Below are 24,647 nucleotides of genomic sequence, written 5' to 3' on the forward strand. Positions count from 1 at the left end.
CCTCAGCCGGTGGGCCGGCCGAGCTCGGCCTGGATGCGGGCGAGCTGCTCGAGGCGCTGCTGGAGCGGGGGGTGGGTCGCCATCAGGCCGCCGAGGCCGCTGTGGAGCGCCGGGACGATGCACAGCGCGCTCGCCGCCCCGACGGCGCTCCCGGCCCGCAGGTCACGCTGCGGGATGGCCGCGGCCTCGCCGCTGATCTTCTGCAGGGCGCTGGCCAGCGAGCCCGGCTTGAGGGTCAGGTAGGCGCCCGCGCGGTCGGCGCTGAGCTCGCGGTAGCGCGAGAGCAGGCGCAGCAGCAGGAAGCTCACGGCGTAGACCACGAGGCTCACGAGGACGGCGACGAGCACCGCGGGCAGGGCGCTGTTGTTGTTGCGCGAGCGGCTCATCCCGCCGAACTGTGCAAAGCGCATCAGCAGGCCCGCCGCGATGCCGGCCGACGAGGCGACCGTCATCACGAGCACGTCGCGGTGGGCGACGTGGCTCAGCTCGTGGGCGAGCACCGCCTCGAGCTCCTCGGCGTCGAGCGTGCGCAGGATCCCGGTCGTCACGCACACGACGGAGCGCTCCGGCGAGCGCCCGGTGGCGAACGCGTTGGGCACGGCGAGATCGGACACGCCGACCCGCGGCTTGGGCATGTCGGCCAGTGCGCAGAGCCGGTCGATCATGCCGTGCAGCTCGGGCGCCTCCTCGGGCGTGACCTCGCGGGCGCGCATGGCCCGCATCGCGACCTTGTCGGAGGTCCACCACTGCCAGAACGCCACGCCGATCGCGATCAGTGCGACGACCGGCGCGAAGCTCGTGCCCACGAACTGGATGACCGCCACGACGAGTGCGACGAACAACGCCCCGAGCAGGAACATGGTGAGGGTCATCCGGGCGGTCAGCCCGGAGTCCTTGATGAAGCGGGAGGTGGCCACCGGTCGGGGCAACTCAGCCGGGGATCAGGCCGTCGTCGCCGAGGAGCTCACGGACCTCGTCGATCGTCGCATCGGACGGCGGCAGGATCAGGTCGGACCCGTCGAGGGCGTCGAGGGAGTGGTGGGTGCCGCTCGAGCGCACCGCGGACAGCAGTCCGTGCAGCGCCGTGCGGAACATCTGCTCGTCGCCCGACTCGATCGCCTGCTCGAGCTGGGTGTCGAGGCCGTTGAGGGCATCGAGAGCGTGGTCGTCGAGGTCGTACTGCCCCTCGCCGAGGATGCGGACGATCATGCGCGTCCGCCCTCGTTGCCCTCGTTGTCGGCGCGCACCGACTCGGGCGACTCCGCGAGGATGTCGCCCCCGTCACCGGCCTCGATGGCCTGGGGGTTGCTGGCGGCCTTGAGACGGGCCAGCTCGGCCTCCACGTCGGAGCCGGAGCTGAGCGCGTCGAGCTCGCGCGCGATGTCGTCGCCGGCGTTGACCTGGGAGGCGTCGTCGAGCGCGCCGGAGGCGATCAGCTCGTCGATGGCCTGGCCGCGGGCCTGCATCTGGGCGGTCTTGTCCTCGGCGCGCTGGATGGCGAGGCCGACGTCGCCCATCTCCTCGCCGATGCCCGACATCGCCTCGCCGATGCGCGTCTGCGCCTCGGCCGCGGTGTAGGTGGCCTTGATGGTCTCCTTGCGGGTGCGGAAGGCCTCGACCTTCGCCTGCAGCCGCTGCTGGGCCAGGACCAGCTTCTCCTCCTCGCCCTGGAGCGTGGCCTGCTGCTCCTTGAGCGCGGTGATCTGGGAGGCGAGCCCCGACTTGCGGGTCAGCGCCTCGCGGGCGAGGTCCTCGCGCCCGGCGGCGATTGCCTTCTCGGCCTGGCCCTGGAGCTTGGCGGCCTGCTGCTCGATCTGGTTGACCTGGAGCTCGACGCGCTTGCGGCTGGTGGCCACGTCGGCCACGCCGCGCCGCACCTTGGAGAGCAGCTCGAGCTGGCGCTGGTAGCTGTAGTCGAGGGTCTCGCGGGGGTCCTCCGCCCTGTCCAGGGCGGTGTTCGCCTTGGAGCGGAAGATCAGGCTGATGCGCTTCATGAGACTCATCGGGGTGGAGACCCTCTCTTGGTCATGCGGAGGTGGTGGCTGGATCGCGACGGGCTGATTGCTCTCACCCTAGAACCAAACCCAAGTGCGAGGTAGGGCATCCCGCGACGCGGGCCCCGCAGGGCGCGACGATAGGCTGGTCCCAGCATCCGATCCATCTGAAGGCAGCACGCGTGTTCCGACGTACCGAGCCCGAGCCGGAGACCCCCACCACCGTCGACAAGGCGGGTGGCAAGGGTCGGCCCACGCCGAAGCGCAAGGAGGCCGAGGCCGCCGCCCGTGCCCGCGCGAAGGTGCCCCGCACCCGCAAGGAGCAGGCCGCGGCACAGCGCGCCGCGCGCGGCGACACCTCCCGCAAGATGCGCGAGGCGATGAAGACCGGCGACGAGCGCTACCTGCCCGCCCGCGACCGCGGCCCCGTGCGCCGCTTCATCCGCGACTTCGTCGACTCCAGGTTCTCGTTCATCGAGCTGATGATCCCGCTGCTGATCGCGTCGATGGTGCTCGGCTACTCCGGCAACCCCAGCATGGTGCAGCTCGGCAACACCGTGCTGTTCACCACCTTGCTGGTGATCATCTTCGACATCGTCATGCTCCGCTTCCGGCTGCGCCGCGAGCTCGCGCGCCGCTTCCCCGGCGAGCCGACGAAGGGCGCCACTCTCTACGCCGCCATGCGCTCGCTCCAGATGAAGTTCCTCCGACTGCCCAAGGCGCAGGTCAAGATCGGCCAGAAGCTCCCCGAGACCTATCGATGAGCCGGTGCCGATGAGCCACACCCACCCGCCCGCCGGCGGCGGGCCCAGTGCCGACGTGTCCGTCCGCGTGGCCTGGGCCGACGACGCCGCGGCGATCGCGTCCGTGCAGGTGCGGGCCTGGCCCGACCTCTACGCCGGACTGCTGCCGGCCGAGGTCCTGCCGACCGACGTCGCCGCCGTCGCCGCCCAGTGGCGCCAGGCCCTCGTGCGCCCCGCCGACGCGCGCAACCGGGTGCTCGTGGCGCTCGAGCGCAACCGGGTGGTGGGTTTCGCGCTCACCTCGCCGGCCGCCGATCCCGACTGCGACCCCGTCTCCGACGGCGAGCTGGCCGAGGTCACCCTCGACCCCGGCGAGCGGGCCAAGGGCCACGGCTCGCGGCTGCTCCAGGCGGCCGTCGACACCCTCGCCGCCGACCGCTTCACCCGCGCGGTGGCCTGGGTCAACGCCGGCGACGACGCGCTGCGGACCTTCCTGGTCGACGCCGGCTGGGCACCCGACACCGCCCACCGCGAGCTCGACCTCGACGGCACCGGGACGACCACGGTCAAGCAGGTCCGGCTCCACACCGCGATCGCCTGACACGTCGATTTCGGCTTGACCGGACCTTGATTTTTTCGTGACGCACGTCACGATGGAGGTCCGGCCACCTCGCCGGTCCACCCCGGGAGTCCAGATGCTAGGTCCCCTTCCCGCCCTCCACCGGTTGCTGATCGTCGTCTCGGCCCTCGTCGTCTGCGTCGGCATCGGGCTGTGGATCGGCACCATGCCGGCCGTCCCGCTCAACCTCCGCGTCAGCCTGGTCGCGGGGGGCGTCGCGGGGGTGGTCGCCGCCTTCGCCCTCGTCCACGACTTCCACCGGCGCCGGCGTCCCGCGCGGGCGCCGCGTCGCCACTGAGACGGCACCCTCGTCGACCCTGCGGATGACCTAGCCTCGGGTCGTGCCAGACGCTGCCCTCACCCCCGGTGAGCGGTCGGGCATCGTCCGCGACGGCCTCGCCGTGGGCGTCGCCACCGGGGCGTACGGCGTCGGGTTCGGGGCCGTGTCCGTCGCCTCCGGGCTCAGCATCGCCCAGACGTGCGTGCTGTCCCTGTTGATGTTCACCGGCGCCAGCCAGTTCGCCCTCGTCGGCGTCGTCGCAGCAGGAGGCGCCCCGATGTCGGGTGCCGCCACCGCCCTGCTGCTCGGCACCCGCAACACCCTCTACGGCCTGCGGATGGCCCCGCTCCTGCGGTGGCGGGGGTGGCGACGTGCCGCGGCGGCGCACGTGCTGATCGACGAGTCGACGGCCATGGCGGTCAACCGGGGCACCACCGAGGGCGCCCGGCTCGGCTTCCTCACCACGGGGACCGCGGTCTTCGCCCTGTGGAACCTCGCCACCCTCGCCGGGGCGCTCGCCGGGGAGGCCGTCGGCGACCCCCGCACGTTCGGGCTCGACGCGGCCGTCGGCGCCGCCTTCCTCGCCCTGCTCTGGCCGCGGCTGCGCGAGCGGCGCAACGTCCTGGTCGCCGTCCTCGCCGCGGCCGTGGCGCTGAGCGTCGTGCCGGTCTCCGCGGCAGGCGTGCCCGTGCTGGCCGCGGGTGGCGTCGCGCTGCTCGGCGGGGTGATCGGCCGGCGCCCCGACCGGGCCGCCGCCGGGCCGTCCGACGACGCGGGGGGAGGTCGCCCCTGATGTGGACCGCCGTCCTGGTGGCCGGAGTCGGCTGCTACCTCCTCAAGCTCGCGGGGCTGTCGCTGCCCGAGCGCGTCCTGGCCCATCCCACGGTGGAGCGGGTCGCCGACCTCATCCCCGTCGCCCTGCTCGCCGCGCTGGTCGCCGTGCAGGCGTTCTCCTCGGGCACGTCACTCGCGCTGGACGCCCGGGCCCTCGGCCTCGCCTTCGCGGTGGTCGCGCTGCTGCTGCGGGCGCCGTTCCTCGTCGTCGTGGTGGGGGCGTCGGTCGTGGCGGCACTGGCCCGCCTCCTGTGACGGCCCCGCCCACCCGGCAGCACGCGCCCGGCTGGGCTCACCCGAGGTCCAGGAAGCCCTCCAGCCCGACCGTGAGGCCAGGGTGCTCGGCGATGGCCCGCACGCCCGTGAGCACCCCCGGGGTGAACGAGACGCGGTCGAGCGAGTCGTGGCGGATGGTGAGGGTCTCCCCCGCCGCGCCCAGGACGACCTCCTGGTGCGCGACGAGGCCGCGCACCCGCAGGCCGTGCACGCGAACGCCGTCGACGTCGGCGCCGCGGGCGCCCTCGAGCCCGGTCGAGGTGGCGTCGGGCATGGGGGCGCAGCCGGCCTCGCGACGGGCCGCAGCGATGAGCTCGGCCGTGCGCCGGGCGGTGCCCGACGGCGCGTCCGCCTTGTCGGGGTGGTGCAGCTCGACCACCTCGACGGACTCGAAGAACGGCGCGGCCAGGGCGGCGAAGCGCATCATCAGGATCGCCCCGATGGAGAAGTTGGGCGCGATCAGCACCCCCACCCCCGGCGCCGCGGCGAGCCACTCCTCGAGCTGGTCGAGGCGCGCGCGGTCGAAGCCCGTCGTACCGACGACCGCGTGGATGCCGTGCTCGATGCAGAATCGGAGGCTGTCCATCACCACGTCCGGGTTGGTGAAGTCGACGACCACCTCGGCGCCGGAGCGGACCAGCTCCTCGATGTCGTCGCCGGCGTCGACGGAGGCCACCAGCTCGGTGTCGGGAGCAGCCTCGACGGCGCGGCAGACCTCGGTGCCGACCTTGCCGCGCGCGCCGAGCACGCCGACCCTCGTGCGGTCACCGGCTGGTCCGTCTGCAGAGGCGCTCACACGCCCCACCGTATCGGCAGGAGGCGTCCGCCGAGTGGCGGTGGCTGACTCGGGTACCTGCGTCTGGCAGGCTGTGGACCATGCCACCAGCGACCATCCCGCCGCGCATCAAGTGGGCGGTCGACCTCATGGACGTCCAGCCGGCTGACCAGGTCCTCGAGATCGGGTGCGGCCCCGGCGCGGGCGCCGAGGCGATCTGCGCGCGGCTCGAGACCGGCAAGCTGTTCGCGATCGACCGCTCCGAGTCGGGTGTCGACCGCACCAAGCGCCGCAACCAGAAGTACGTCGACGCCGGCCGGCTCGTCGTGCGCCAGATCGACCTCGCGACGCTGCGGGTGCCGGTCAAGCGGCTCAACAAGGTCTTCGCCTTCAACGTCAACCTGTTCTGGGTGCGCGCCTGCGACGACGAGATCGCCCTGCTCCACGAGCGGGTCGTGCCCGGTGGCGCGGTCTACCTCTTCTACGAGGCGGCGCGCCCCGAGCTGGTGCCCAACATCGTGAAGAAGGCCTCGGAGAACCTGTTGCGCGGCGGCTTCCGGGTGAGCGTGGTCGAGCAGAAGGCTCCCCCGGTCATCGGAATCATCGCGCGCCGCTGACCTCCGGGCGGCCGTCCCTCGCTCATCCCTCGCGCTGACGGTTCATCAAGGTATGTCGCTGGACCCGCACTTCCCATGGCGAGCTGACCATGGGAAGTGACGGTTCGCCTGCATACCTTGATGAACCGTCGCCGCCGCGGCGCCGCGCTCAGGCCTGGGGCCCCACGACGGCGAGCAGCTCCGGCTGGCCGAAGAGCTCCGCGGCCAGGGCCGCGACGTCGTCGGTGGTGACCGCCTCGATGCGCTCGACGACCTCGTCGATCGTGAGCAGCTCGTCGTGGACGAGCTCGGCCTTGCCCAGGCGCGACATGCGCGACCCGGAGTCCTCGAGGCCGAGCACGAGGCCGCCCTTGAGCTGGCCCTTGCCGCGCTCGACCTCCTCCTCGGTCAGGCCGTGGGCCGCGACCTTGGCGAGCTCGGCGCGTACGGTCTCGAGCACGGCGTCGTACTTGCCGGGCAGGCAGCCGACCGACACGCCGACGATGCCGGCGTCGGCGTGGTGGGTGGCGAAGGAGTAGACGGAGTAGGCCAGGCCGCGCACCTCACGCACCTCTTGGAACATCCGCGAGGAGGTGCCCCCGCCCAGGGCGGTGTTGAGCACGCCGAGGGCGTAGCGGCGCGGGTCGGTGCGGGTCAGACCCTTGACACCGACGACGAGGTTGACCTGCTCCTGCGGCCGGACGGTGCGCGACTCGCCGGGGTGCACCTTGCGGGCCTGCTCGGACTGGGCCGAGATCGTCGGCTCGGCCTCGACGTCGAGGAAGCCGCCGCGCCCGAAGGCCTGCCGGACCTGGCGCACGACGGTGGCGTGGTCGACGTTGCCGGCGACGGACACGACCATGTTGTCGGGCCGGTAGTGGCGCCGGTAGAAGCGCTGGATCTGGGCGCGGGTCATCGCGGTGATGGAGGCCTCGGTGCCCGCGATGGGGCGCCCGAGCGGGGTGTCGCCCCACGCCTGGTGGGCGAACAGGTTGTGCACCACGTCGTCGGGGTCGTCGTCGTGCATGGCGATCTCGTCGAGGATGACGTCGCGCTCGGCCTCCACGTCGGCCTCGGTGAGGGTCGAGGCCGTCACCATGTCGCCGAGCACGTCGACCGCGGTGGCGAGGTCCTCGTCGAGGACCCGCGCGTGGAAGACGGTGTACTCCTTGGTGGTGAAGGCGTTGAACTCGCCGCCGACGGCGTCCAGGGCGACCGAGATGTCCATCGCCGTGCGCTCGGGGGTGCCCTTGAAGAGCAGGTGCTCCAGGAAGTGCGAGCAGCCGTGCAGCGCCGGCGTCTCGTCGCGCGAGCCGACCCCGACCCAGACGCCGATGCTCGCCGAGCGGGTGCCGGCCATCTGCTCGGTGACGACGCGCATGCCGCTCGGCAGGACCGTGCGCCGTACGCGCGAGGTGACCGCGCCGTCGGCGTCCTTGACCGTGTGGAGGGTGCGGGTGGTGCCGTTCTTCTGCACTGGGGTCCTTCCGGGGCCGGGACGCACCCGGAGCGGGGCGTCTCGAGGGGTGGATCGGGGTGAAGCGCCACGACCGGCCGGCCAGGCGGCCGACCGGTCGTGGGGTGGAGCGTCAGGCGAGGGTCACTCGTCGTCGGACTCGGGGGCGGTGTTGGAGCCGGCCTCGGCCGCCTCCTCCGAGCCGCCCTCGTCCTCGACGACGGGGACCAGCGACAGCTTGCCGCGGTCGTCGATCTCGGCGATCGAGACCTGGACCTTCTGGCCGACCGAGAGGACGTCCTCGACGGCCTCGACGCGCTTGCCGCCGGCGAGGGAGCGCAGCTTGCTGATGTGCAGCAGGCCGTCCTTGCCGGGCATCAGCGAGACGAACGCACCGAAGTTGGTCGTCTTGACCACGGTGCCGAGGTAGCGCTCGCCGATCTCGGGCATCGTCGGGTTGGCGATGGCGTTGACCGCCGCCTTCGCGGCCTCGGCGGCCTCGCCGTTGGTCGCGCCGATGTAGACCGTGCCGTCGTCCTCGATCGAGAGCGTCGCGCCCGTGTCGTCCTGGATCTGGTTGATGACCTTGCCCTTGGGCCCGATCACCTCGCCGATCTTGTCGACCGGCACGCGGACGGTGATGATGCGCGGCGCGTGGATCGACATCTCCTCGGGGGCGTCGATGGCCTCGCTCATCACGTCGAGGATCGCCAGGCGCGCGTCGCGGGCCTGGGTCAGCGCGGCGGCGAGCACCTCGGCGGGGATGCCGTCGAGCTTGGTGTCGAGCTGCAGCGCGGTGACGAACTCGCGGGTGCCGGCGACCTTGAAGTCCATGTCGCCGAACGCGTCCTCGGCGCCGAGGATGTCGGTCAGCGCGACGTACTGCGTCTCGCCGTCGACCTCGCCGGAGATCAGGCCCATCGCGATGCCGGCGACGGAGGCCTTCAGCGGCACACCGGCCTGCAGCAGCGACAGGGTCGAGGCGCAGACCGAGCCCATCGAGGTCGAGCCGTTGGAGCCCATGGCCTCGGAGAGCTGGCGGATCGCGTAGGGGAACTCCTCGCGCGAGGGCAGCACCGGGAGGAGCGCGCGGCGCGCCAGGGCGCCGTGGCCGACCTCGCGCCGCTTGGGCGAGCCCACGCGGCCGGTCTCGCCGGTCGAGAACGGCGGGAAGACGTACTTGTGCATGTAGCGGCGGTGCTTCTCCGGCGACAGCGTGTCGAGCTGCTGCTCCATCTTGAGCATGTCGAGGGTGGTGACACCCAGGATCTGGGTCTCGCCGCGCTCGAACAGCGCGGAGCCGTGGACGCGCGGGATCACGTCGACCTCGGCGTGCAGCGGGCGGATGTCGGCGAGGCCGCGACCGTCGATGCGGACCTTGTCGCGCAGGACGCGCTCGCGCACGACCGACTTGCTGACGCCGCGGAACGCCGCGCCGATCTCCTTCTCGCGGCCCTCGAACTGGCCGGCGAGCTTCTCGAGCAGCCCGGCCTTGAGCTCGTCGCTGCGGGCCTCGCGCTCCTGCTTGTCGCCGATCTGCATGGCGGCGCTCAGGTCGTCCTTGACCGCGGCCTCGACGGCGGCGTAGACGTCGTCCTCGTAGTCGAGGAAGACCGGGAAGTCCTGCACGGGCTTGGCGGCCTCCGCGGCGAGCTGCGACTGCGCCTCGCACAGCTGCTTGATGAAGGGCTTGGCGGCGTCGAGGCCACCGGCCACGACCTCCTCCGTCGGCGCCTGGGCGCCGCCCTGGACGAGCGCGATGGTGTCCTCGGTGGCCTCGGCCTCGACCATCATGATCGCGACGTCGCCGGTCTCGGTGACGCGGCCGGCGACGACCATGTCGAAGACGGCCGACTCGAGCTGCTGGTGGGTCGGGAACGCGACCCACTGGCCGTCGATGAGCGCGACGCGCACGCCGCCGACGGGGCCGGAGAACGGCAGGCCGGAGAGCTGGGTCGACATCGACGCGGCGTTGATGGCCAGCACGTCGTAGGGCACGTTGGGGTCGAGCGCGAGGACGGTGATGACCACCTGGACCTCGTTGCGCAGGCCCTTCTTGAAGGTCGGGCGCAGCGGGCGGTCGATCAGGCGGCAGGTGAGGATCGCGTCCTCGCCCGGGCGGCCCTCGGACCGGAAGAACGAGCCGGGGATCTGGCCCACGGCGTACATCCGCTCCTCGACGTCGATCGTCAGGGGGAAGAAGTCGAAGTGGTCCTTGGGGTGCTTCGACGCCGTGGTCGCCGAGAGCAGCATGGTCTCGTCGTCGAGGTAGGCCGTGACGGAGCCGGCGGCCTGGCGGGCGAGGAGGCCCGTCTCGAACTTGATGGTGCGCTTGCCGAACGAGCCGTTGTCGAGGACGGTCTCGACAGCGGAGATGATGGGTTCACTCATGGAAGCAGGATCCTGCTTTCTCTTCGCGGAGCGATCCGCGGCGTCCACCCCTCATGTGGTGGACCATCGAAGGTCCCGCGGGGGCCGGTCTTCGATCGAGGCCCGCAGATCGGCCCAGCCTGGGGCGGGGATCTGAAGGCCACTACCGAGGACCGGGCGACGAGGCGGGTCGCTCCTGTTGGGTGTGTTTCAGTTGTGCCGGGTCGACACTAGCGCGGCGAGGCCCGGATGTGAGAGGAGCGGCCCCCCGTGAGGGGAGCCGCTCCTTCGCTCAGCGACGGAGGCCGAGGCGCTCCACGATCGAGCGGTAGCGCTCGATCTCGGTCTTCTGCAGGTAGTTGAGCAGCCGGCGACGCTGGCCGACCAGGAGCAGCAGGCCACGACGGCTGTGGTGGTCGTGCTTGTGCTGCTTGAGGTGCTCGGTGAGGTGGGAGATGCGGTGGCTGAGCAGCGCGATCTGCACCTCGGGGGAACCGGTGTCGCCCTCGGTCAGGGCGTACTCGGCGATGATCTTCTTCTTGGTCTCCGCGTCGGTACCAATCGACATGGGGGGCTCCTTCGGTTCTCGTTGCGCGGCGCGCCCGGGCCTGTTCACCGGGGCACTCTGGGTCCGCGGCCGTTCACACGGCGTGTCGCCCTTCCGGGCAACCGGACGAGCGTACCAACGCCGTGGGCGGCTCCCCCAATCCGCGCGCGCCGTCCCGAGGACGCGCAGGAGCCCCCGCCGAGGGTCCGGCGGGGGCTCCTGTCACGTGCGGGTCGAGCGACTCACACGGCCGGCGGCGGCGGGTCGGACTCGGTGCTGCGCTGCGTGGTCGCCTGGCGTCCCTGCGCGTCGGTGGTGGTCGCGGTCGTGACGTGACGGCGGCGGGTGTTCTGCTGGACCACGGTCAGCACCAGCCACAGCGCACCGGCGACGACGAGGATCCATCCCAGGGTGGTCACCTCGAGGGGACCCACCTGCTGCTGGTTGAACGCCAGCGCGAGGATCAGTCCCACGACGATCAGGCCGATCGGCCCTCCGAAACCCATGACGTGCTCCATTCTGTTGGGGATGTCGCCCGGCGAGCGTGAGCCGCGGGCGGGCCGGGGAGAGTCTGGCCCCCCACCGACGCGCTGTCACCCCCCTGCGGGGTGCCCGGACGTGCGACGATCCGAGGCATGGGCGAGAAGCGCATCGGCGTGTGCAACCTCTGCGAGGCGATCTGCGGCCTCGAGCTGACCATCGAGGGCCGCGAGGTCGTCGGCGTGCGGGGCAATCCCGCCGACCCCCTGTCGCGCGGGCACGTGTGCCCCAAGGGGGTGGCGATCGGCGACGTGTACGCCGACCCCGACCGCCTGCGCCGTCCCGTCCGCCGGGTCGGGGAGGGCGCCGCCGCCCGGTGGGAGGAGATCGGCTGGGACGAGGCCTTCGACCTGGTCGCCGACAACCTCGCCCGGGTCGTCGGCGAGCACGGCGCCGACGCGCTCGGTATCTACCTCGGCAACCCCAACGCGCACAGCCTCGGCTCGCTGACCCACGGCAGCGCGATGGTCAAGGCGCTGCGCACCCGCAACCGCTTCTCCGCGACGTCGGTCGACCAGCTCCCCCACCAGCTCGTGGCCCACCTGGTCTTCGGCCACCAGCTGTTCCTGCCGGTGCCCGACATCGACCGCACGTCGTGGTTCCTCGTGGTCGGCGGCAACCCGATGGCGTCCAACGGCTCGCTGATGACGGTGCCCGACTTCCCCCGGCGCGTGCGCGACCTCCGGGCCCGGGGCGGACGGATGATCGTGCTCGACCCGCGCCGCACCGAGACGGCCAAGGTGGCCGACGAGCACCACTTCGTGCGCCCCGGCACCGACGCCTGGGTGCTGCTCGCGATGCTGCACGTCCTCACCGCCGAGGCCGCCGAGGCCGCCGAGGCCGCCGAGGCCGGCGAGCAGACGCCGACGGTCGCGTCGTACGTCGACGGGCTGGAGACGGTGGTCGCCCTCGTCGCGCCGTTCACCCCCGAGCGCGCCGAGGCGATGAGCGGGCTCCCCGCCGACGAGGTCCGCCGCCTCGCCCGCGAGCTCGCGGCCGCTGAGTCGGGCGTGGTCTACAGCCGGGTCGGCGTCTCGGCCGGCCCCTGGGGCACGGTGTGCCAGTGGGCGGTCACCTGCCTCAACGTGCTCACCGGCAACCTCGACCGGCCGGGCGGGGCGATGTTCACCACCCCGGCCATCGACGCCGTCGGCACCGGCCTGATCGGCCGCGGCCACCACGACGCGTGGCGCTCGCGCGTGCGCGGGCTGCCCGAGACGGCCGGCGAGCTGCCCGTGGCGGCGCTGCGCGAGGAGATCGAGACGCCCGGCGACGGCCAGCTGCGCGCGATGCTGACCGTCGCAGGCAACCCGGTGCTCTCCACGCCCGACGGCGCCCGGCTCGACCGGGCCCTGCGCGGGCTCGACTTCATGGCGGCGGTGGACATCTACGTCAACGAGACCACCCGGCACGCCGATGTGATCCTGCCCCCGACGACGGCCCTCGAGCGCGACCACTACGACATCGTCTTCCACCTGCTGGCCGTGCGCGACACGGCGCGGTTCACCCCCGCGGTCTTCGCCAAGGAGCCCGACCAGCGCCACGACTGGCAGATCTTCCGCGAGATCGCGCTGCGCACGACGGCCCGGCTCGACGGCAAGCCGCCGCTGCGCACGCGGCTGCGGCAGCGGGCCCGGCTCAGCGCCAGCCCCACCTTCCTCGTCGGGCAGCTGCTGCGCCGCGGGTCGAGCGGGGTCACCCTCACCAAGCTGCGGGCGAGGCCGGCCGGCATCGACCTCGGCCCGCTGCGCGGCGGGCAGCTGCCCGACCGGCTGCCCTCACGCGGCAAGCGGGTGGACCTGGCGCCCGCCCTGGTCGTCGAGGACGTCGCCCGGCTGGCGGCGGTGACCGAGCCGGCGGGCGACGGCCTGCTCCTCATCGGCCGCCGCCACCAGCGCGACTGCAACTCGTGGATGCACAACTCCGAGCGCCTCACCAAGGGACGGGCACGCCACCAGCTGCTGATGAACCCCGCCGACCTGGCCGACCGCTCGATCGCCGACGGGTCCCGCGTACGGGTCACCTCCCGCGTCGGGTCGGTCGAGGTCGAGGTGGCCGCGACCGACGACCTGATGCCGGGCGTGGTCTCCCTCCCCCACGGCTACGGCCACGCCGCCGAGGGCGTCCTGATGTCGCGCAGCCGCGCGGTCCCCGGCGTCTCGGTCAACGACCTCACCGATCCCGAGCGGCTCGACGTGTCGGGCAACGCCGCGCTCAACGCCGTCCCCGTCGAGGTCACGGCCGCCGCGCCCGCCGCCGCTCCCGACTCTTCGCTCGCCGCCACTCCCCGAACGACGAGCGGACGGGGCCGCCCCTGAGGGTCGGCCCCGCCCACACCCGGCCCCGCCGGACCCCGGCTCGGCCCCCGAGCCGGGGCGAGTCGGGTCAGACGCTGACGCCGTCGAGCACGGCGAGCACCTCGTCGGGCGTGGCGGCCGCCCGGAGGCGGGCCACCTGCGACTCATCGGCGAACACGGTCGCGAGCGAGCGGAGCAGGGCGAGGTGGTCGTCGCCGGCGCCGGCGATGCCGACCACGAAGGAGGCCTCCTTGCCGTTCCAGTCGATGCCGTCGTCGTAGCGGACGAACGACAGCGCGGAGCGGTGGATCGCGCCCTTCGCCTCGTTGGTGCCGTGCGGGATCGCCAGGCCGTTGCCCATGTGGGTCGAGACCGATCGCTCCCGCTCGTGCATCGCCTCGACGTAGGACGGGTCGACCGCCCCGGCCGCGACCAGGAGCTCGCCCGCCTCGGTGATCGCGTCGTCGCGCGTGCGGGCCGAGCCGCCCAGCACGATGGAGTCGCGCGACAGCACGTCGCTCGTCGCGAGCCCACCGCCGTGGGCCGAGGCGCCCGGGGCCGCGTCGGTGGCGCCGTCCGGGTTGTCGTCCGGGGTGTCGTCCAGCATCTCCACGATCTCGTCGTAGCGGGGGCTGGCCATGAAGTTGTCCACCGAGACGTGCACCGCCGACGGCGTCTGCTGCCTGGCGCGGTCGGTGAGGTCCTGGTGGGTGACCACGAGGTCGTAGCTGTCGTCGAGGTTGCTGATGGCCTTGTTGACCACCGTGACGTCGCCGTGGCCCGCGTCCTGGATCTTCTTGCGCAGCACCGAGGCGCCCATCGCCGACGACCCCATGCCCGCATCGCAGGCGAAGGCGATCGAGTGGATCGGCCCGGAGCTGGCGCCCCGGCCGGCGAGTGCGCCACTGACCGACGACTTCTTGCCCTTGTTGGCCTCCATCTGCGCGGTGGCGGCGGCAAGGTCGCCGTCGTCGTCGGAGCGGTCGAGCTTGAGCAGCACCGCGGCGACGGCGAACGTGACCGCGGCCGAGGCGACGACCGACAGCGTCACGCCGAGGTAGCTGTCGCGGGCGGTCTGGGCGTACACGGCGAAGATCGAGCCGGGCGCGGCCGGGGCCCGCAGGCCCACGTCGAGCGCGACGTTGATCGCGACCCCGGTCATGCCGCCCGCGATCATCGCCAGGATCAGGCGGGGCTTCATCAGCACGTAGGGGAAGTAGATCTCGTGGATGCCGCCCAGGAACTCGATGATCGCGGCTCCGGGGGCGGTGGCCTTGGCCACGCCCCGGCCGAAGATCGAGTAGGCCATCAGCAGGCCGAGGCCGGGGCCGGGGTTGGCCTCGAGCAGGAACAGCACCGACTTCCCGGTCTCCGCCGCCTCGGTGAGGCCGAGCGGCGTCAGCACGCCGTGGTTGATGGCGTTGTTGAGGAAGAACACCTTGGCCGGCTCGATGAGCAACGAGGTCAGCGGCAGGAGGTTGTTGTCGACGAGCGTCTCGACGGCGTTGCCGAGGACGTCCATCACCTCGTTGACGACCGGCGCCACCCCGTAGAAGCCGACGAGCGCCATGACGAAGGCGACGATGCCGGCGGAGAACATGTTGACGAGCATCTCGAAGCCCGCCCGCACCTTGCCGTCCCACAGCGCGTCGAGCCGCTTCATCACGTAGGCGGCCAGGGGGCCCAGGATCATCGCGCCGATGAACATGTGGACCTGGCCCAGCGGCGGCTCGTCGGGCGGCAGGGTCGCGTTGAACTCCGCGACGAGCAGGTCGGAGCCGGCGATGGCGCCCATCACGGCGAAGGCACCGACCACCGCACCACGGTCGCCGTGCACCATGCGGCCGCCCGTGCCGGCGATGAGGATCGGGAGCAGGTAGTGGATCGTCGGGCCGACCATCGTGGCCAGGTCGGCGTTGGGGAGCCAGCCGACGTCGATGAACAGGGCCGTGAGGAGTCCCCACGCGATCAGTGCCGGGATGTTGGGCATGATCATGTTGGAGAGGAACGTGCCGAACCGCTGCACGCGGACGCGCGCGCTGGTGCCGGACGCGGACGTGGAAGTCGTGGTCGCCATGCTGAGTCCTCCAGGTGAGCGCGAAGGTGAGCGCGGGGGTGAGCCCCATCACATGATGCAGCGATTAAACCTCACGAACGGGCATGTTGCCAAGCGTTCGGGCATGATTGTCTGCCCGAGTGTGTGGCTTTCACCCCGGTTCACCGGTTAACGTGGTCAGCAGGACGCGACGCCGAGGACCCATCGGTGGGTGCCGACGGCGTCATGTCGCGCCCGTCCCCGGTCCTGCCGACCGATCCCCTGCCGACCACCACGAGAGGTACCCGCCATGAAGGCCCTTCGCTTCTTCGCCCCCGAGGACGTCCGTCTCGTCGACGTGCCCGAGCCCGCATGCGGTCCCCGCGAGGTCAAGATCAAGGTGCGCAACTGCTCCACCTGCGGCACCGACGTGAAGATCAAGAAGAACGGCCACGTCAACATCACCGGCGAGACCACGATGGGCCACGAGGTCGCCGGCGAGGTCGTCGAGGTGGGCGCCGAGGCGCTCGGCGGCTTCCAGGTCGGCGACCGCGTGCAGTGCATCGCCGCCGTGCCGTGCGGCGAGTGCCACGAGTGTCGCAAGGGCTGGATGGAGGTCTGCCAGAACCAGACGTCGGTCGGCTACCAGTACGACGGCGGGTTCGCCGAGTACATGATCGTGCCCGAGCAGGTGCTCAAGGTCGACGGCCTCAACCGCATCCCCGACAACGTCGGCTACGACGAGGCCTCCGCCGCCGAGCCGTTCGCGTGCGCCATCAACGCCCAGGAGCAGCTCGGCATCGAGGAGGGCGACTTCACCGTCGTCTTCGGCGCCGGACCCATCGGCTGCATGCACATCCGCATCGCCCGCGGCGTCCACAAGGTCGGCACCGTCGTGCTCGTCGACATCAACGAGGCGCGGCTCGCGATGTCGGCCGACGCCGTCCAGCCCGACCACGTCATCAACGCCTCCGAGGTCGACGTGGTGGAGAAGGTCATGGAGCTCACCGGCGGCCGCGGTGCGGACATCGTCATCACCGCCACCCCGGCCAACATCACCCAGGAGCAGGCCATCGCGATGGCCGCCCGCCAGGGCCGGATCTCCTTCTTCGGCGGCCTGCCCAAGACCGACCCCTACATCAAGGCCGACTCCAACCTGATCCACTACCGCCAGCTGCACGTCCACGGCGCCAACGGCTCCTCCCCCGAGCACAACAAGCGGGCGCTGGAGTACATCTCCACCGGCCAGGTGCCGGTCAAGGACCTGATCACCAGGCACGTGCCCCTCGACGACGTGATGAGCGTCTTCGACATCGTCGCCAAGGGCGAGGCGATCAAGGTCACCGTCGAGCCCTGACGCCCGGGTGCCCTCGGGGGCTCAGTGCCCGAGCAGCTCCCGCACGGCGGCGCGTCCGGCCATCGGGTCGGGCGCGCCGAGTGCCGCCTCGGCGGCGGCCTCGCAGGTGTCGAGGCTGACCTTGCCCAGCTGGGCGCCGACCGGGCGGACGGCGCGGGCGGCCATCGAGAGCGAGGAGATGCCCATCCCGATCAGCGCGGTCGCGAGGAGCGGGTCGGCGGCGGCCTCGCCGCACACGCCGACCGGCTTGCCGGCCTCGGTGCCGGCGTGGGCGGTGATCGCGATCAGCTGGAGGACGGCGGGCTGCCAGGGATCGGTGAGGTGGGCCAGGTCGGTGGCCATCCGGTCCGCGGCCATCGCGTACTGGGTGAGGTCGTTGGTGCCGATCGAGAGGAAGTCGACGACCTGGAGCATCCGGTGGGCCAGCAGCGCCGCGCTCGGGATCTCCACCATCACCCCCGCCTTCAGCCCGCGGTCGCGGACCCGCCCGGCGAAGTCGGCGGCCTCGGTGACGGTCGCGACCATCGGCGCCATCACCCGCGTGTCGGTGCCGGTGCGCTCTGCGGCGAGGGCGATGGCGTCGAGCTGGCGGTCCATCAGGCCGGGGTTGTCATAGCTCAGCCGCAAGCCGCGCACGCCGAGCGCCGGGTTCTCCTCGCCCGAGCGGGTGGCGAACGCGATCGGCTTGTCCGACCCGGCGTCGAGGGTGCGTACGACGACGTAGCGCCCGTCGGAGTAGGGCGCCAGGACCTCGGCGTAGATGTCGGCCTGCTCCTCCACGCTGGGCTCGTCCCTGCGGTTGAGGAAGCACAGCTCGGTGCGGAACAGCCCGACGCCCTGCACGGGCTCCTCGCTGGCCGACTCGGCCGACGGTCCGTCGGCGACGTTGGCCAGCAGCTTGACCGGCAGGCCGTCGGAGGTGGCGGCGGGACCGCTCCAGCCGGCGAGCTCCGCGCGCAGGCGACGGCTCTCGTCGACGCGGTCGCGGGCCGCCTCGGGGTCGGCGCCCTGCTCGATGGTGCCGGCCTCGCCGTCGACGACGACGAAGGCGCCCTCGGGGACGGACAGGACGCCCGCCGCGCCGACCACGCACGGGATGCCGAGCTGACGGGCGATGATCGCAGTGTGGCTGGTGGCGCCGCCCCGCTCGGTGACCAGCGCCGTGACCAGGTCGGGGTCGAGGCCGGAGGTGTCGCTGGGCGCGAGGTCCTCGGCGACCAGGACGGACGGCTCGGTCGGCGTCGGCACGCCCGGCGCGGGCTCGCCGACGAGGTGGGCCACGAGGCGGCGCTCGATGTCGCGCAGGTCGGCGACGCGCTCGGCCATCAGGCCGCCCATGTTGGTGAAGATCGTGACGAACTGCTCGACGGCTCCCTGCACGGCCGTCACCACGCCCTGGCCCGACTCGAGGTTCTTCGCCACGGCCGAGCGCAGCCCCTTGTCACTGGCCAGCCCCGCGCTGGCGGTCAGCACCTCGGCGGCCGCGCCCTGCGCGGCGTCGGCCTTGTCGGTGTACGTCCTCGCGACGGCACCCACCGCCTCGTCGTAGGCCGCGAGCGCCGCGCCGGCGTCGGCGAAGTCGCCGTCACCGAAGCGCTCGATCGCGTCGGGCGAGACCTCGCCGCGCACGTGGAGGACGGGACCGGCGGCGATCCCCGGGACGACCGGAGTGCCGCGGAGGGTGGTCTCGGACGTCTCGGCCGATGTGGTCATGAACACACCGTAGAACACGGGATGCTTGACAAGCAACACATTCGGGACTAAAACAACATATACACAGATGTCTCGGGAGGGGGTGGACCCGCATGTACGCGGAGGAGCGACAGCAGGCGATGGCCCACCTGATCAGCCGGCGCGGCCGGCTCTCGGTCGTCCAGCTGGCCCAGGAGTACGCGGTCACCACCGAGACCGTGCGCCGCGACCTGTCCACCCTCGACCGGATGGGCCTGGTCCGGCGCGTCCACGGCGGCGCGGTCCCCGCGGGATCGCTGACGGTGATCGAGTCGGGCATCGGCGAGCGCGACCAGGCCAACACGCAGGCCAAGGAGGCGATCGCCAGCGCCGCGGTGGCCCTCCTCCCGCCGCCCGACTCCGTGGTGGTCATCGACGCGGGCAGCACGACCGCGCGCTTCGCGGCAGCGCTCCCCCGCGACCACCGGCTCACCGTCATCACCCACGCAGTGCCGGTCGCCACCCGCCTCGCCGGCCTGCCGCAGATCGAGCTCCACCTCCTGCCGGGCAAGGTGCGGCCCACGACCCACGCGGCCGTCGGCGCCGAGACCGTCGCGGCGCTGGCCGAGCTGCGCGCCGACGCGGCGTTCATCGCCACCAACGGCCTGGCCGTCGGCCACGGGCTCACCACCCCCGACAGCGACGAGGCCGCGACCAAGCGCGCGATGATCGCCTGCGCCCGCAGGACGGTCGTCCTGGCCGACTCCACCAAGCTGGGGGTCGAGACGGCGGTCCGCTTCGCGACCCTCGACAGCATCGACGCGCTCGTCACCGACAGCGACATCGAGCCCGGCGACCGGCGCGCGCTCGAGTCCGCCGGGATCGAGCTGGTGGTCGCATGATCCTGACCCTGACGCCCAACCCGAGCATCGATCGCACGGTCGCCCTCGACGGCGAGCTGACCCGCGGGCAGGTGCACCGGGTCGCCTCGGTGACCTCCCAGGCCGGCGGCAAGGGCGTCAACATCTCCCGGGCCGCCGTCAGCGCCGACATCCCCAGCATCGCCGTGGTCCCCGCCGCCAAGGACGACCCGTTCGTCCTCGAGCTGCTCGGCGCCGGCATCGACTGCCGGCCCGTCCCGCCCGCCGGCGACGTGCGGGTCAACCTCACCATCACCGAGCCCGACGGCACCACGACCAAGCTCAACTCCCCCGGCGCCCCCGTGCTCCCGCTCCACTGCGAGCTGATGGCCCAGGCCGTGCTGGTCCGCGGCGGCACCGCCGACTGGACGGTCCTGGCCGGGTCGTTGCCCGCGGGCGCCCCGGCCGACTTCTACGCCGATCTCGTACGACGCCTGCGCAAGGTCGGCGGCCGGGTGGCCGTCGACACCAGCGAGGCGCCCCTGCTGGCGCTGGTCGACGCCCTGCCCGACGCCGCACCCGACCTGATGAAGCCCAACGGCGACGAGCTGGCGTCGTTCACCGGTGGCGACCCCGACCAGCTCGAGGCCGACCCCCGCGCCGCGGCAGCCGCCGCACGCCGGCTGGTCGAGCGTGGCGTCGGCGCCGTCCTGGCCACCCTCGGGGGTCACGGTGCCGTGCTGGTCACGCCCGAGGGCGCCTGGCACGCGGCGCCGCCGCCCACCACGGTCGTCAGCACCGTCGGTGCCGGCGACTCCAGTCTCTTCGGCTACGTGCTCGGCGACGTCAGGGGGCTGTCCGCCCCCGAGCGCCTGGCACTGGCCGTGGCCTACGGCAGCGCCGCCGCGGGCCTGCCCGGCACGACCATCCCCCTGCCGTCGCAGCTCCGCACGGAGCTGGTCGCCGTCACCGCCCTCGGAGGCACCCCATGACCTCGCTCATCACCACCGACCTCGTCCGGCTCGGCGCCGGGTGGGGCTCCGACAAGCACGACGTGATCCGCGCCCTCGCCGACGTCGTCGACGACGCCGGCCGGGCCACCAGCAAGGACCAGCTCGTCGCGGACGCGTTCGCGCGCGAGGAGACCTCGGCGACCGGCCTGCCGGGCGGCATCGCGATCCCGCACTGTCGTACGTCCGGGGTCGAGGTGCCGACGCTGGCCTTCGCCCGCCTCGAGCCTCCGGTCGACTTCGGCGCCAAGGACGGCCCGGCCGACCTCGCCTTCCTGATCGCCGCCCCCGCGGGCGGCGACGCCGACCACCTCACCATCCTCACCAAGCTCGCCCGGGCGCTCGTCAAGCCCGCCTTCACCGACGCGCTCCGCTCCGCCGGGAGCGCGGAGGAGGTCGTCGACCTGGTCGCCCACGAGCTGGGCGAGCCGGCGCCGGCGGCGAAGGCCGCCGTGCCGGCGTCCGGTGCGCCCTCGGGCGCGGCGACGCCGGGCGGCGCCGAGACCACCGACCCCGCGCAGGCGAGCACCGGCACCCCGTCCGACGGCGGTGCGGGCGCCGACCCCGCCGCGACCTCGGCCGCAGCCCCGGCCGGCACGACGTCCCTCGTCGCGGTCACGTCCTGCCCGACCGGCATCGCCCACACCTACATGGCGGCCGAGGCGCTCGAGGCGGCCGCCGAGCGCGCGGGGGTCCCCCTCCAGGTCGAGACGCAGGGCTCTGCCGGCTCGACCCCCCTCTCCCCCGACACCATCGCCGCGGCCGGCGCGGTGATCTTCGCCGTCGACGTGGGCGTACGCGACCGCTCCCGCTTCGCGGGCAAGCCGATGGTGACCTCGGGCGTGAAGCGTCCGATCGACGACGCCGACGCGATGATCGCCGAGGCGCTGCGCTACGCCGCCGACCCGGCGTCGGCGCCGAGGGTCGAGGGCGAGGCGGGTGGCGCCTCCGAGGGCACGGGCAGCGCCGGGCAGGAGACCTGGGGCGGTCGCACCCGGCGCGTGCTGATGACCGGCGTGTCCTACATGATCCCCTTCGTCGCCGCCGGTGGCCTGATGATCGCCCTCGGCTTCCTGCTCAGCGGCTACGAGATCGTCGACCACGCCCGGGACATCCTGCTCGAGAACTCCTTCACCAACCTGCCCGACGCCTCGGCGATCGGGCTCGACCACGCGCTGCTGGGCTCGGACTTCCTGGCCTACATCGGGGCGCTCCTGCTGATCATCGGCCAGACCGCCTTCGCCTTCTTCATCCCCGCCCTGGCGGGCTACATCGCCTACGCCATCGCGGACCGCCCCGGCATCGCGCCGGGCTTCGTGATGGGCGGCCTCGCCTCCAACGTGCTCCAGGTGAGCGGCGACTCCCCCTACCCGGCGACCGGCTTCATCGGCGCGATCGTCGGCGGCGTGCTGGCCGGCCTCATCGCCCACTGGCTCGCCGGGCGCAAGGTGCCCGCCTGGGCCCGCGGGCTGATGCCGGTGCTCGTCATCCCACTGGTCACCAGCATCGTCGCGGGCTTCTTGATGCTCGTCGTCTTCGGGCGACCGATCGCCTGGCTGATGGGCCAGCTCGAGGACGGCCTCAACTCGTTGAGCGGCGGCAGCGCCGTCCTGCTCGGCGTCATCCTCGGGCTGATGATGGCCTTCGACATGGGCGGCCCGCTCAACAAGGTGGCCTACAGCTTCGCCGCCGCCGGCGTGGGCGGCGCCGCCCTGACCACCGACGCCCCCGAGCTGCGCATCATGGCCGCGGTCATGCTCGCCGGCATGGTCCCCCCGATCGCCCTGGCCCTCGCGACCGTGCTGCGACCCGGTCTCTTCTCCGCCGCTGAGCGCGAGAACGGCAAGGCCGGATGGCTGCTGGGCGCCTCGTTCATCACCGAGGGCGCGATCCCGTTCGCGGCGGCCGACCCACTGCGCGTCATCCCGGCGATCATGGCGGGCAGCGCCGTGACCGGTGGCCTCTCGATGGCGATGGACGTCGGCGTCCGAGCTCCCCACGGCGGGATCTTCGTCCTGTTCGCCGTCGACGGCGTGCTGGGCTACCTCATCGCCCTCGCCGCCGGTGTCGTCGTCGGCGCCGTGCTCGTCATCCTGCTCAAGAGCATGGGCCGCCGCGACGCGGACGTCGCTACTGTCTGAAGCACCCATCCCGCCCAGCCAGACCGCCCAGCCCAGACCTGTCCCTCGAGGAGAACCATGCCCACCAAGTCCGTCGTCGTCGGATCAGCCGTCGGCCTCCACGCCCGTCCCGCCGCCATCATCGCCGAGAAGGCGGCCGAGCTCGGCTCGGAGGTGACCATCAACGGCGTCGACGCCAGCTCCTCGCTGATGATCATGACCCTGGGCGCCGGCAACGGCGACACGGTCGAGGTCGCCGGCGACGACCAGTCCGCGGTCGACACCATCGCGGCGCTGGTCGAGCAGGACCTCGACGCCTGAGCCCCCGGCGGGTGCCGCGTCAGCGGCGCTCGCGCGCCGCCAGGTAGACCGTCCGCATCCCGACGGCCCGCTCGAGCTGACTCTCGACCACCCGGAAGAAGTCGCGCCGGTAGGTGTCGTCGGTGACCGCGGACACCGTGAAGTAGAAGCCGCTGAACGAGGCGAGGAACAGCGAGACCTTCACCAGCGAGAGCGACACGCTGGACAGGAACGGCACCTCGCCGACCGTCTTGGCGCCGGTCCACGCGAGCTGGGTGTCCACCTGCATCACCAGCGACCCGAACAGCATGAAGAACACGAAGACGGTCACCGAGAGCAACAGCACCTGCACCGTCTGGATGACCAGCAGCACGAGGATCAGGTTCCACCGCTCGAAGCCGGAGACCTGGGCGTGCGCTCGGGGATCGATGCCCGGGTCGGCCGCGACCTCCCGGCTCGCCTCCTCGAGCGGGGTGCCGGCGCACGCCCGCACCACGAAGTCGTCGTCGACCTCGTCGTCGACCCGGTCGACCTCCTCGGGCAGCCGCACGAGCAGGAACAGCACGGCGAGGCCGAACATCAGCAGCACGGTGAACCACAGCAGCCCGAACGGCAGGTTGGTGGTCATCTGCCACGCCTCGGCGTTGACGAAGAGGAACGTCACGAAGACCAGCAGCAGCGGCAGGGCGCGCGAGGCCATGGGCACGAGGAAGCGCACGCTGCCGAGCGTCCGGGACAGCGCGAAGGCGAGGATCGGCCGCGCGCGCAGGGCGGTCGAGGCGTACCAGATGAGGGCGAGCACGGTGATCGAGAGCCACAGCGCGGGTCCGACCGCGTACGCGTCGGACGCCCACGCGAGCAGGCCGGCGAGCGCCGCGAGGACCAGCACGACCACCGCCAGCGACACCAGCCGCCGCGGCCGCAGGCCCGCACGCGCGGCGGCGCGCTCCTCGGCGACGAAGTAGGGCAGGCCGTGGGCCAGGAACCACGCCTCGACCGCCGTGCGGTCGCCGGTCACGCCAGCAGGTCCCGTGCGCGGCGTACGTCGTCGTGCATGGTCTCCACGAGCGCCTCGACGCCCTCGAACTTCACCATGCCGCGCAGTCGGTCGACGAAGGCCACCTCGATCTCGACGCCGTAGAGCTCGAGGTCGTCGCGGTCGAGCACGTGGGACTCCACGCGGCGCACCCGCTCGCCGTCGAAGGTCGGGTTGGTGCCCACCGAGATGGCGGCGGGGTAGCGCTCGCCGGTGTCGAGGCGGGTGAGCCAGCCGGCGTACACGCCGTCGGCGGGCGCGGCGTCGACGGGCGGCACCGGGACGTTGGCGGTCGGGTAGCCGAGCGCACGGCCGCGCTTGTCGCCCTCGACGACCGTGCCGCGCACCGTGAACGGGCGGCCCAGTGCCTCGGCGGCGCCGGCGACGTCGCCGGTCGCCAGGCACTGCCGGACGTAGGTGGAGCTCCAGACCTGCGGGCCGCCGTCGAGGGGCACCCCGACGGTCTCGAACCCGCGGCCGGCGCCGGCCTCGACGAGCGTGGCGACCTCACCGGCCGCCTTGGCGCCGAAGCGGAAGTTGGAGCCGACGACCACCGCGCCGGCGTGCAGCGTGTCGACCAGGATCCGGTCGATGAACTCCTGCGGCGACCACGACGCGATGTCGCGGTCGAAGGGGACCACCAGGATCGCGTCGACCCCGGCGTCACGCAGCAGCCGGGCGCGGGTCTCGATGGAGGTGAGCGTGGGCGGGGCGTGGTCGGGCCGGAGCACCGCCATCGGGTGCGGGTCGAACGTCACCGCCACCACGGTGTCGATGCCCAGTCGCTCGGCGGTGGTGCGCGCCTCGAGGAGCACGCGGGCGTGCCCGAGGTGCACGCCGTCGAAGTTGCCGATGCTCACCACGGTGCGGCCGAGGTCGGCCGGCACGTCGTCGACGTCTCGCCAGATCTGCACCCGGGCAGCCTATCGGC

24 protein-coding genes are annotated in these 24,647 nt (G+C 72.6%); 12 read left to right on the top strand and 12 right to left on the bottom strand.

From position 1 onward, the window contains the following. Positions 1–2: 2 nt before the first annotated feature. Genes htpX through JX575_RS12250 form a run of 3 tightly spaced genes read right to left on the bottom strand, consistent with a single transcriptional unit; the run spans position 3 to position 2,003 of the window. Entirely contained in the window at positions 3–917 is a 915-nt protein-coding gene (gene htpX / locus JX575_RS12240; RefSeq protein WP_186340986.1) for a zinc metalloprotease HtpX, read from the bottom strand. A gap of 13 nt (positions 918–930) precedes the next feature. After that, positions 931–1,209 carry a hypothetical protein gene (locus JX575_RS12245; RefSeq protein ID WP_186340985.1) on the bottom strand — a complete coding sequence of 93 codons (279 nt, stop codon included), beginning with the start codon at positions 1,207–1,209 and terminating at the stop codon, positions 931–933. After that, positions 1,206–2,003, bottom strand: a complete 798-nt coding sequence (locus JX575_RS12250; protein ID WP_206054385.1) for a PspA/IM30 family protein — start codon at positions 2,001–2,003, stop codon at positions 1,206–1,208. Before JX575_RS12250 ends, JX575_RS12245 begins: the two co-directional genes overlap by 4 nt. 173 nt (positions 2,004–2,176) lie before the next feature. On the opposite strand from JX575_RS12250, the gene JX575_RS12255 reads away from it, so the two are divergent. From JX575_RS12255 to JX575_RS12275, 5 genes are all read left to right on the top strand, one after another. Next, positions 2,177–2,758, top strand: coding sequence for a DUF3043 domain-containing protein (locus JX575_RS12255; protein WP_186340984.1), 582 nt, complete (start codon positions 2,177–2,179; stop codon positions 2,756–2,758). A gap of 10 nt (positions 2,759–2,768) precedes the next feature. Then, complete coding sequence (locus JX575_RS12260) at positions 2,769–3,338, top strand: GNAT family N-acetyltransferase (RefSeq protein ID WP_186340983.1); 570 nt, start codon at positions 2,769–2,771, stop codon at positions 3,336–3,338. Between the two features lie 94 nt (positions 3,339–3,432). Then, a complete protein-coding gene (locus tag JX575_RS12265) occupies positions 3,433–3,654 on the top strand; it encodes a hypothetical protein (protein WP_186340982.1) in 222 nt (73 codons plus the stop codon). Positions 3,655–3,697: 43 nt separating this feature from the next. Beyond that, positions 3,698–4,429 carry an AzlC family ABC transporter permease gene (locus JX575_RS12270; RefSeq protein ID WP_186340981.1) on the top strand — a complete coding sequence of 244 codons (732 nt, stop codon included), beginning with the start codon at positions 3,698–3,700 and terminating at the stop codon, positions 4,427–4,429. After that, the gene (locus JX575_RS12275; protein ID WP_186340980.1) at positions 4,429–4,725 is read left to right on the top strand and encodes an AzlD domain-containing protein; all 297 of its coding nucleotides are present in this window, start codon (positions 4,429–4,431) and stop codon (positions 4,723–4,725) included. Before JX575_RS12270 ends, JX575_RS12275 begins: the two co-directional genes overlap by 1 nt. Before the next feature lie 37 nt (positions 4,726–4,762). Here JX575_RS12275 and dapB read toward each other — a convergent pair whose 3' ends face one another. Further along, positions 4,763–5,542 carry a 4-hydroxy-tetrahydrodipicolinate reductase gene (dapB, locus tag JX575_RS12280; RefSeq protein ID WP_186340979.1) on the bottom strand — a complete coding sequence of 260 codons (780 nt, stop codon included), beginning with the start codon at positions 5,540–5,542 and terminating at the stop codon, positions 4,763–4,765. An 80-nt stretch (positions 5,543–5,622) separates the two neighbouring features. Here dapB and JX575_RS12285 point away from each other — a divergent pair, with 80 nt between their 5' ends. Further along, the gene (locus tag JX575_RS12285) at positions 5,623–6,138 is read left to right on the top strand and encodes a class I SAM-dependent methyltransferase (protein WP_186340978.1); all 516 of its coding nucleotides are present in this window, start codon (positions 5,623–5,625) and stop codon (positions 6,136–6,138) included. A 148-nt stretch (positions 6,139–6,286) separates the two neighbouring features. Here the strand turns inward: JX575_RS12285 and JX575_RS12290 are convergent, their stop codons facing one another. From JX575_RS12290 to JX575_RS12305, 4 genes are all read right to left on the bottom strand, one after another. After that, entirely contained in the window at positions 6,287–7,594 is a 1,308-nt protein-coding gene (locus tag JX575_RS12290; protein WP_241005136.1) for a pitrilysin family protein, read from the bottom strand. Positions 7,595–7,717: 123 nt separating this feature from the next. Continuing rightward, positions 7,718–9,964, bottom strand: coding sequence for a polyribonucleotide nucleotidyltransferase (locus JX575_RS12295; RefSeq protein ID WP_186340977.1), 2,247 nt, complete (start codon positions 9,962–9,964; stop codon positions 7,718–7,720). 271 nt (positions 9,965–10,235) lie between these two features. Then, complete coding sequence (rpsO, locus tag JX575_RS12300) at positions 10,236–10,511, bottom strand: 30S ribosomal protein S15 (RefSeq protein WP_186340976.1); 276 nt, start codon at positions 10,509–10,511, stop codon at positions 10,236–10,238. Between the two features lie 221 nt (positions 10,512–10,732). After that, positions 10,733–10,996, bottom strand: coding sequence for a DUF6458 family protein (locus tag JX575_RS12305; protein WP_186340975.1), 264 nt, complete (start codon positions 10,994–10,996; stop codon positions 10,733–10,735). A 129-nt stretch (positions 10,997–11,125) separates the two neighbouring features. On the opposite strand from JX575_RS12305, the gene JX575_RS12310 reads away from it, so the two are divergent. Continuing rightward, complete coding sequence (locus JX575_RS12310) at positions 11,126–13,348, top strand: molybdopterin-dependent oxidoreductase (RefSeq protein WP_186340974.1); 2,223 nt, start codon at positions 11,126–11,128, stop codon at positions 13,346–13,348. A 67-nt stretch (positions 13,349–13,415) separates the two neighbouring features. On the opposite strand, the gene JX575_RS12315 is transcribed toward JX575_RS12310, so the two are convergent. Further along, positions 13,416–15,404, bottom strand: coding sequence for a PTS mannitol transporter subunit IICBA (locus tag JX575_RS12315; protein ID WP_186340973.1), 1,989 nt, complete (start codon positions 15,402–15,404; stop codon positions 13,416–13,418). A 268-nt stretch (positions 15,405–15,672) separates the two neighbouring features. Between JX575_RS12315 and JX575_RS12320 the strand changes: the two genes are divergently transcribed. Beyond that, positions 15,673–16,719: a zinc-dependent dehydrogenase gene (locus JX575_RS12320; protein ID WP_186340972.1), complete on the top strand. Its 1,047-nt coding sequence runs from the start codon at positions 15,673–15,675 to the stop codon at positions 16,717–16,719. Between the two features lie 21 nt (positions 16,720–16,740). On the opposite strand, the gene ptsP is transcribed toward JX575_RS12320, so the two are convergent. Next, the gene (gene ptsP / locus JX575_RS12325; RefSeq protein WP_186340971.1) at positions 16,741–18,432 is read right to left on the bottom strand and encodes a phosphoenolpyruvate--protein phosphotransferase; all 1,692 of its coding nucleotides are present in this window, start codon (positions 18,430–18,432) and stop codon (positions 16,741–16,743) included. 92 nt (positions 18,433–18,524) lie between these two features. Between ptsP and JX575_RS12330 the strand changes: the two genes are divergently transcribed. Genes JX575_RS12330 through JX575_RS12345 form a run of 4 tightly spaced genes read left to right on the top strand, consistent with a single transcriptional unit; the run spans position 18,525 to position 22,701 of the window. After that, a complete protein-coding gene (locus JX575_RS12330; RefSeq protein WP_186340970.1) occupies positions 18,525–19,292 on the top strand; it encodes a DeoR/GlpR family DNA-binding transcription regulator in 768 nt (255 codons plus the stop codon). Further along, entirely contained in the window at positions 19,289–20,242 is a 954-nt protein-coding gene (locus JX575_RS12335) for a 1-phosphofructokinase family hexose kinase (protein ID WP_186340969.1), read from the top strand. Before JX575_RS12330 ends, JX575_RS12335 begins: the two co-directional genes overlap by 4 nt. Next, entirely contained in the window at positions 20,239–22,401 is a 2,163-nt protein-coding gene (locus JX575_RS12340) for a fructose-specific PTS transporter subunit EIIC (RefSeq protein WP_186340968.1), read from the top strand. Before JX575_RS12335 ends, JX575_RS12340 begins: the two co-directional genes overlap by 4 nt. Positions 22,402–22,458: 57 nt before the next feature. Continuing rightward, positions 22,459–22,701 (top strand): HPr family phosphocarrier protein, encoded by a 243-nt coding sequence (locus JX575_RS12345; RefSeq protein ID WP_186340967.1) that lies wholly within the window; start codon positions 22,459–22,461, stop codon positions 22,699–22,701. A gap of 19 nt (positions 22,702–22,720) precedes the next feature. Here JX575_RS12345 and JX575_RS12350 read toward each other — a convergent pair whose 3' ends face one another. Then, positions 22,721–23,698 carry a hypothetical protein gene (locus tag JX575_RS12350; protein WP_186340966.1) on the bottom strand — a complete coding sequence of 326 codons (978 nt, stop codon included), beginning with the start codon at positions 23,696–23,698 and terminating at the stop codon, positions 22,721–22,723. After that, on the bottom strand, positions 23,695–24,630 hold the full coding sequence (locus tag JX575_RS12355) for a bifunctional riboflavin kinase/FAD synthetase (protein WP_186340965.1): 936 nt from the start codon (positions 24,628–24,630) through the stop codon (positions 23,695–23,697). Before JX575_RS12355 ends, JX575_RS12350 begins: the two co-directional genes overlap by 4 nt. Between the last annotated feature and the right edge of the window lie 17 nt (positions 24,631–24,647).

Origin of the sequence: Nocardioides sp. zg-1228, from assembly GCF_017086465.1 — a bacterium.
GTDB lineage: Bacteria > Actinomycetota > Actinomycetes > Propionibacteriales > Nocardioidaceae > Nocardioides.